Source organism: Chryseobacterium sp. DZ-32, from assembly GCF_059587025.1.
The window spans coordinates 82,730-89,241 of the sequence record NZ_JCAIOM010000021.1; the positions used below are offsets into that span (position 1 = coordinate 82,730).

General features: G+C 30.4%; 5 protein-coding genes and 1 pseudogene. All 6 read left to right on the forward strand.

Translation table 11 applies throughout. The annotated features are described in order from the left end of the window. Positions 1-760 precede the first annotated feature (760 nt). The 6 genes and pseudogenes from AC59HC_RS19895 to AC59HC_RS19920 all read left to right on the forward strand — a co-directional run bounded on the left by AC59HC_RS19895 (position 761) and on the right by AC59HC_RS19920 (position 6,365). Positions 761-1,852 carry a DUF3667 domain-containing protein gene (locus tag AC59HC_RS19895; RefSeq protein ID WP_496559218.1) on the forward strand — a complete coding sequence of 364 codons (1,092 nt, stop codon included), beginning with the start codon at positions 761-763 and terminating at the stop codon, positions 1,850-1,852. An 856-nt stretch (positions 1,853-2,708) separates the two neighbouring features. Further along, entirely contained in the window at positions 2,709-2,894 is a 186-nt protein-coding gene (locus AC59HC_RS19900) for a DDE-type integrase/transposase/recombinase (RefSeq protein ID WP_496559223.1), read from the forward strand. Positions 2,895-2,988: 94 nt separating this feature from the next. Next, positions 2,989-3,102, forward strand: a pseudogene (locus AC59HC_RS19905) (integrase core domain-containing protein); the annotation flags it as partial. Between the two features lie 1,250 nt (positions 3,103-4,352). Continuing rightward, positions 4,353-5,009: a DUF937 domain-containing protein gene (locus AC59HC_RS19910; protein WP_496559219.1), complete on the forward strand. Its 657-nt coding sequence runs from the start codon at positions 4,353-4,355 to the stop codon at positions 5,007-5,009. A 606-nt stretch (positions 5,010-5,615) separates the two neighbouring features. Continuing rightward, entirely contained in the window at positions 5,616-5,777 is a 162-nt protein-coding gene (locus tag AC59HC_RS19915; protein WP_496559220.1) for a hypothetical protein, read from the forward strand. Positions 5,778-5,900: 123 nt separating this feature from the next. After that, the gene (locus AC59HC_RS19920) at positions 5,901-6,365 is read left to right on the forward strand and encodes a hypothetical protein (RefSeq protein ID WP_496559221.1); all 465 of its coding nucleotides are present in this window, start codon (positions 5,901-5,903) and stop codon (positions 6,363-6,365) included. The last annotated feature ends 147 nt before the right edge of the window (positions 6,366-6,512 follow it).

Consider the following 6,512-nt stretch of genomic DNA (forward strand, 5'->3'; position numbering starts at 1 on the left):
ATAACAGCAATTAAATTAGATGTTTTTTGATAATTATTCTAATATCATCAATTAGTTTTCCATTCATATGGTTTCAGCTCCATTTTTTTTCCTAAAATTTTCCCGTACTTTCCGGAACTTATTTTAAACTTTAACTGTTCATCATCTTATATTTTAAATTCAGGTATTTCACTTTAGAATGGGAAAAAGGGAGCAATACAATTCCCCCAAAATTTGAAAAATTCATGACTAGGGTAGGAAAAAATACTCCAGAAGTTGGGTGTAACAGAGAATTGTCCTGAAAAGATGTAAACACGATTGAAACTAGCTTTTTTTACATAGTTGAACTTCTATTAAAAAGAAGAACGATATAACCGGGACGTGTTTTTCTTGGTATTTCCTATGATAAAAAATAATCGTAATAATTTTATAGAAATATCTATATAAAACTACAGTACTGCGTTAATAAGTTTAATAGATATTGTATAAGTTTACTACAACAATTATAGAAACAAACTCTTAAAAACAGGATGTGGTAAAGATGGTTTGTGTTCCCACTGTTTATGCTGGTATTTAGATTTCAGAAATTCTTTATATCCAAGACTGTTTTCATAATAAATAACATTAAAACAATTTTATAAAAACGAGAAGCAATTAGGCTTTTCATTTATAATTATCAACTATCAATGAAAAATATAGCATTTCTATTTATAATAGCCAACTTAAATGCTATGGGCTAATTTCATTGACATTTATTTTATGTTAATAACGCGCATAACTCATGGAACACGGAACATTAAGAGACGATAAAACTTGCCTGAACTGTGGGCGACAAGTTGAAGAAAGGTTTTGTCCCCACTGCGGACAAGAAAATATTGAAAACAGGCAATCCTTTCATTTTCTCTTTACTCATTTCATTGAGGATTTTACACATTATGACGGACACTTCTGGAAGACCATACAATATCTGTTAATCCGTCCCGGCAGACTTACCAAAGATTATCTAGCAGGTAAAAGACAGCTATATGTAGCACCTGTAAAATTATATATTTTTATAAGTTTCCTTACATTCTTCCTTCCCAATATCCTACCACACGCTAAGGAGGAAGCAAAAAAAATCGGCCATCATTTACAAATAAATGTAGAAGAGAAAGCACTCTCAATAAATATTCTACCAGATTTGCAAAAAGAAGGAGTTCAACCTCATAGAGATGCAATTATCAAAGATAAAACGGCGGACACTTTGAAGATATATAACCTTTCGGAAAAAAGTGATTTTTTTGACCTTACATATGATAAAAGTAAAAAAGCACCTGTTATGGATGCTTACTCAATAAAACAGTATGATTCTATTCGTGCCAAAGATAAAACAGGAATTTATACATTAATGAGACCCGTTTCAAAAAAAGTATTTGAATTAATGGAAGAGGGATTCACTAAACATCAGATATGGAAAAAATATAAAGAAAACCTAATTCATACTATTCCCAAAGCACTTTTCCTGTACCTTCCAATATTCGCATTCTTTTTATGGCTGTTTCATAACAAGAAAAAATGGTGGTACTTTGATCATGGAATTTTTACCCTTCACTATTTTTCGTTCCTGCTACTGAATGTATTGATGCTTGTTGTAGGAGGAAAAATCATTAGTTTTTTACCAAATAACAATTTACTTACCTTATTGTATATTTTAGTATGTTTAGGGCTAGCCATCTATATAGTGGTCTATTTATTTATAGCACACCACAGAGTATATGAAACAAAAAAAAGAATAAGTATACTGAATGGTTCCTTATTATTTATTGTAAACTCTATTGGATTGATTCTGATGTTTCTGCTGCTTATATATTTAAGCTTTATTACGCTTCACTAGTTCTATGAGATTTATGAGAGAGGAGTGTGGATTTATACAGTAATAATTTATTACAATTTTTATTAGGTAAGATTCTAAGCCCTGAACTGTATTAAATGATTAATCCTATTGCATGTCAACTTTAGGTGTAATTATTAATATGTAGCATAAGGCTAAAAGTGTTAGCAATTTTTTTATTGGAGAGGGGATTTAAACTACAAATTTTGTTAAAACTTCAATAGATAATTGATTTAGTGATAAAAAAATACCATTTATTAGTGATAATAGGGTAGTACTTGGGTTAAAGATTAATTCTAATCTTTTTATTTTTACAAGTATTATTTATACATAAATCGAACATCCGTCTCAATGTCTATTTATGTTAAATTTACTAAATAAAATTTTTTCTGAGCAAAATCAAGGAAAAACGGTAAATGATATTTGTCAAGAACATGATATCAGCCAGCCAACTTTCTAAAATTAAAGAATTAGAAAGAGAGCTTTCTCAGTATAAAAAAATCGCGGCAGAGCTTATTCTGGAAATGTAGTAATGAAAGATGTGACTGCAAAAAGCTTTAACGCTTTGTGAAAAGCGGGAATTAGTTGCTTTTTCAAGGGCAGCTTTCAATATGAGTTCACGTAAGGAAGAAAAACGAAGAAGATGATAAGATTAGGGAAAGCTGTTTTTGCTTGCAAAACAGCATCATACGTGGGAATTTTAGACGATGCATCATCGATTACGAAATTTAGGTTTTAGATGGAATCACAAGTGGGTTTACAGGACTTACAAATCGATGAAGCTGAATTTGAGAAATAAGCGCAAGAAACGGCTTCCAGCAAGGGTAAAGAACCATTACTTCGTCCTGTTTATCCAAACATACCTTGGAGTATGGACTTTATGCACGACACTTTGGAATGCGGCAAAAGCGTGAGGAGCTTAAATATCATTGATGATTTTAATAAAGAAATTTTGAATATCACTATTGATACAAGTTTACCATCTACAAAAGTTGTTTCTCAACTTGAACAACTTATTGAATGGCGGGGAAGCCCGGAAAAATAAGGATAGACAACGGGCTAGAGTTTATTGCTGAAAAATTAAAGATTGGTGCGGAAATAATGGAATTACACAGCAATTTATTTAACCTGGTAAGCCTACGCAAAACTCCCTGATTGAGATATTCAACCGAACATTCCGTATAGAGTTTTTATACATTTATTTGTTTGAAAACTTAAAACAGAGGGGAAATTATTCAGAAGCCTGGATGTGAATGTGTAATAATGAGTGACCTCATAGTGCGCTGCAATATCTCACACCAAGAGATTTTTTATTGAAATATGGAAAAATCAAAAATATCAATCCAAAAAATTTTCCCATATTCCAACAAAATTTTAACAACAATAAGAAATGATTAACAAAAAACTATGCCTTTGAGAGTACCTAAACATGGGAAGATTACATCTTCACTCTTATTTTGTAGCGAATCTATTGTTAGCACAATTAATGTTAAATCTTTTAAGGTAAATTCAGGACAAATACATACCAAAAGGTGAATTAAAAATTTAGGCAGGATTTATTAACTGAGCTTTTATAATATATGTATTGTAGTAATAAAATCACAATGTGTTAGATGTAATACTACATTTTGTTTATAAGGTATTCAGTGAAATGTGGTTAAATTTGTTATGATATTTAATAGACTATTTACATTGATAATTTGAAAAATAAAAACAATTTATAAATTTAAAATACATAAATCATGAAAAAAATGTATTTATTGCCAATTTCTCTCATTGATATATTAACTTTTTCGCAAGTCGCGATGAATCGTGTGAAATCTGAAACTACTCTTGATGTAACCGGTAAATAAATGACGGAAGTTTTTGCGAATACTTTCTTATTCCAAGAATCAGGAAACGCAACACAGAAGTGATACTATGAACTCATATCTGGGTCTTATTAAACATTGTAATGCTTTCAGATTTTAGTGAGTGATCATCCAAATTCATTACAAGTATGGATTCTATAGTGAAATTTGATAAATACACATTAGTTGCCTTAAAATTTAATTAAACTTTTCATTGAAACAAAGTCAAAATATATTTATGACTTTAAATATTTTTACAAGTAACTGTTACTCCAAATGTCGAGCTAATAGCTCAGGCATCAAAAACCTAAAATACAGGGATTATTAAATAAAAAAGGATAGAACTTCTGATAAACGTTACAGTAGACTTAAATAAAGTAATGTGACTACACAAAATACAGGTTCAAACTGCTAATAGATAAACTGTTCCAAGCACCAAGCAAAATTATACAACAACGACCGCAGAATGAACTTTAAAGGGTCCTAATGGTGAAGAAATATTAAAGGTGAAAGAGGTGGTAAATATTACATCAATAAAAATGAAAACAAAACTTATATTAATAGTGATGGAAGTTAAGCCACTCCTAAAAACAGCGGCTTTTTTAAGCGTATTTTTTAATAATTCAATATACTAATACCTAAATAAATATACAATGAGTTTAATTGATTTAATTACAGGAAACACGGGCAATCAGGTAGCTGAACAAACTGGAAATAAATTCGGCATCAGCAAAAACCAGGTGATCGCCTTGTTAGCGGTAGCAACTCCTCTTATTATTTCTCATCTTAGAAATAAATCCAAGGATAGTAAAGAAGCAGAAGCTTTAAATAACGCTTTAGACAAAGACCATACTGGAAGTATCTTAAATGATGCATCGCAGGCTGAAGCAAGACAGGCTGAAGGTGGATCTATTCTCGATCATATCTTCGGCGGACAAAGAAGTGATGTTGAAAGCCAACTGTCGCAAAACACGGGAATTTCAGCAGATAAGATAGGTCCTGCCCTTGGAATGCTTGCTCCTGTGGTCATGGGGTATATTGGTCAGCAAAAACAGCAAAATAATGTAGGTGCAAGCGGTCTGGGAGATCTGTTAGGAGGAATCCTTGGAAATGCATCTAATCAGGCTCAGAATCAAGAATCTCATCCTATCAATGATATTCTCAGGAATGTTATGGGAGGTGGCGCCCAATCCTCGGGAAATCCATTAACTGATATACTGGGAAGTGTGTTGGGTGGTGGAAGTGGAAACGGACAGCAAGGCGGCAGTGGTTTAGGCGGCTTCCTGGGTAATCTATTTGGAGGTAAATAACTGATTTATTTAATATTTTGATAAACAAACTCTTAACTTAATTGCTAAGAGATTGTTAGTGAGTTCGGTTAATTGTATTCATTACAATAATAAGTAGTAATTGCTTTTTTAGTTGTTTATACCGCTAGATGAGATTTGGAAAGGAACCAAGTCAGGTTCTTAATAGGATAAAGTAGAGTAATTGCACTCAATCTGAGAATCAATGGTTGAGTAAAGTGAAAAACGAGCATGTCTGTACTCAAAAAGGTTATACAAGCGATTTGGATTTCTATAACGGAGGTATGGGGTATAATGGAACCTACCCAATAGATAAATCTTTGCAATCCTTAAAAAAAGATGAGAAGCAATCAATTATGCTTCTCATTTTTACAATTAATAGTTATCAATGAAACATATATTAATATTTCTGTTTATAATAGTTAGCTTAACAATATGTGCCCAAGATTTTGAAATAAAAATAAGCATCTTATTAAATATTATAAGCTAATAAATGAAGCTGAAAATAAAATTATCACTAATGATTTAGTAAATGCTAACAATCTTTATAAAGAAGCTTTTAGAGAATTCAAGTACCCACATGCAAAAGATTTACAAAATAGCATGAATGTGGCTTTAGGAATAAAAGACTTTGAAAATGCTTATTATGATTATCACTCATTAAAATGCTTAGGAAAAGATTTTGATGTCAATTTTTTATCTAAAAACTTTAAAAGTAGTGAAAAATATAAAACAAGGCCCTGTGAAAATAAGATTGATTTACAATATTAAAAAAACTTAGATTCATTGTATGAAATTGACCAATATTATATAAAATTGTCATGAGGAAACTATGAAGTGTATAAAAAAGAGCTTACAAAAAGTGACAGCACTACATCCATAAACTTACTTAGGTTGATTCAAAAAAAGGGATTTTCTAATGAATACCATATTGGACTTGCTTCAGCAGATAATATGTTTTATCAAAAATTTTATTATATTATTTGGCATCAATTGGCTAATAATCATTATAGCAGTCAGAAAGTTAATTTCTCTAAGGAAATATTAAGGGCTTTAAATGAAGGAAGTATAAGACCAGACATTGCAGGACAATTATTTGATTTAAATAATGGAACAAAGGATTATTCATTTTTTAAAATTTATCAGTTTACTGTTAATAATGATGAAACAGATTGTTACTATATATCCGAAGCAATCTTGCCAGAAAAAAGAGCAGTAGAAGTAAATACGCAAATAAAAGAGATTAATAGAAAAAGAAAATTAATAGGTCTGACAACAACTGAAGTAGAAGCTAAAAAAATATATTCTTTAAATACTAAAGATTATGTTTTCACAAGTATTACGATAGAAGGATTTTAGTTTAAAAATAAAAATAATGCTGAGTTATTTAAAAAATACTTAATTAAGTTAGATGATACTAATCATTAGTTGAATTAGTCAATACTTAATCTGACAGTTATATCAAATTAAATAACTTTAAAACAGATTAAGTATTATGACAACACA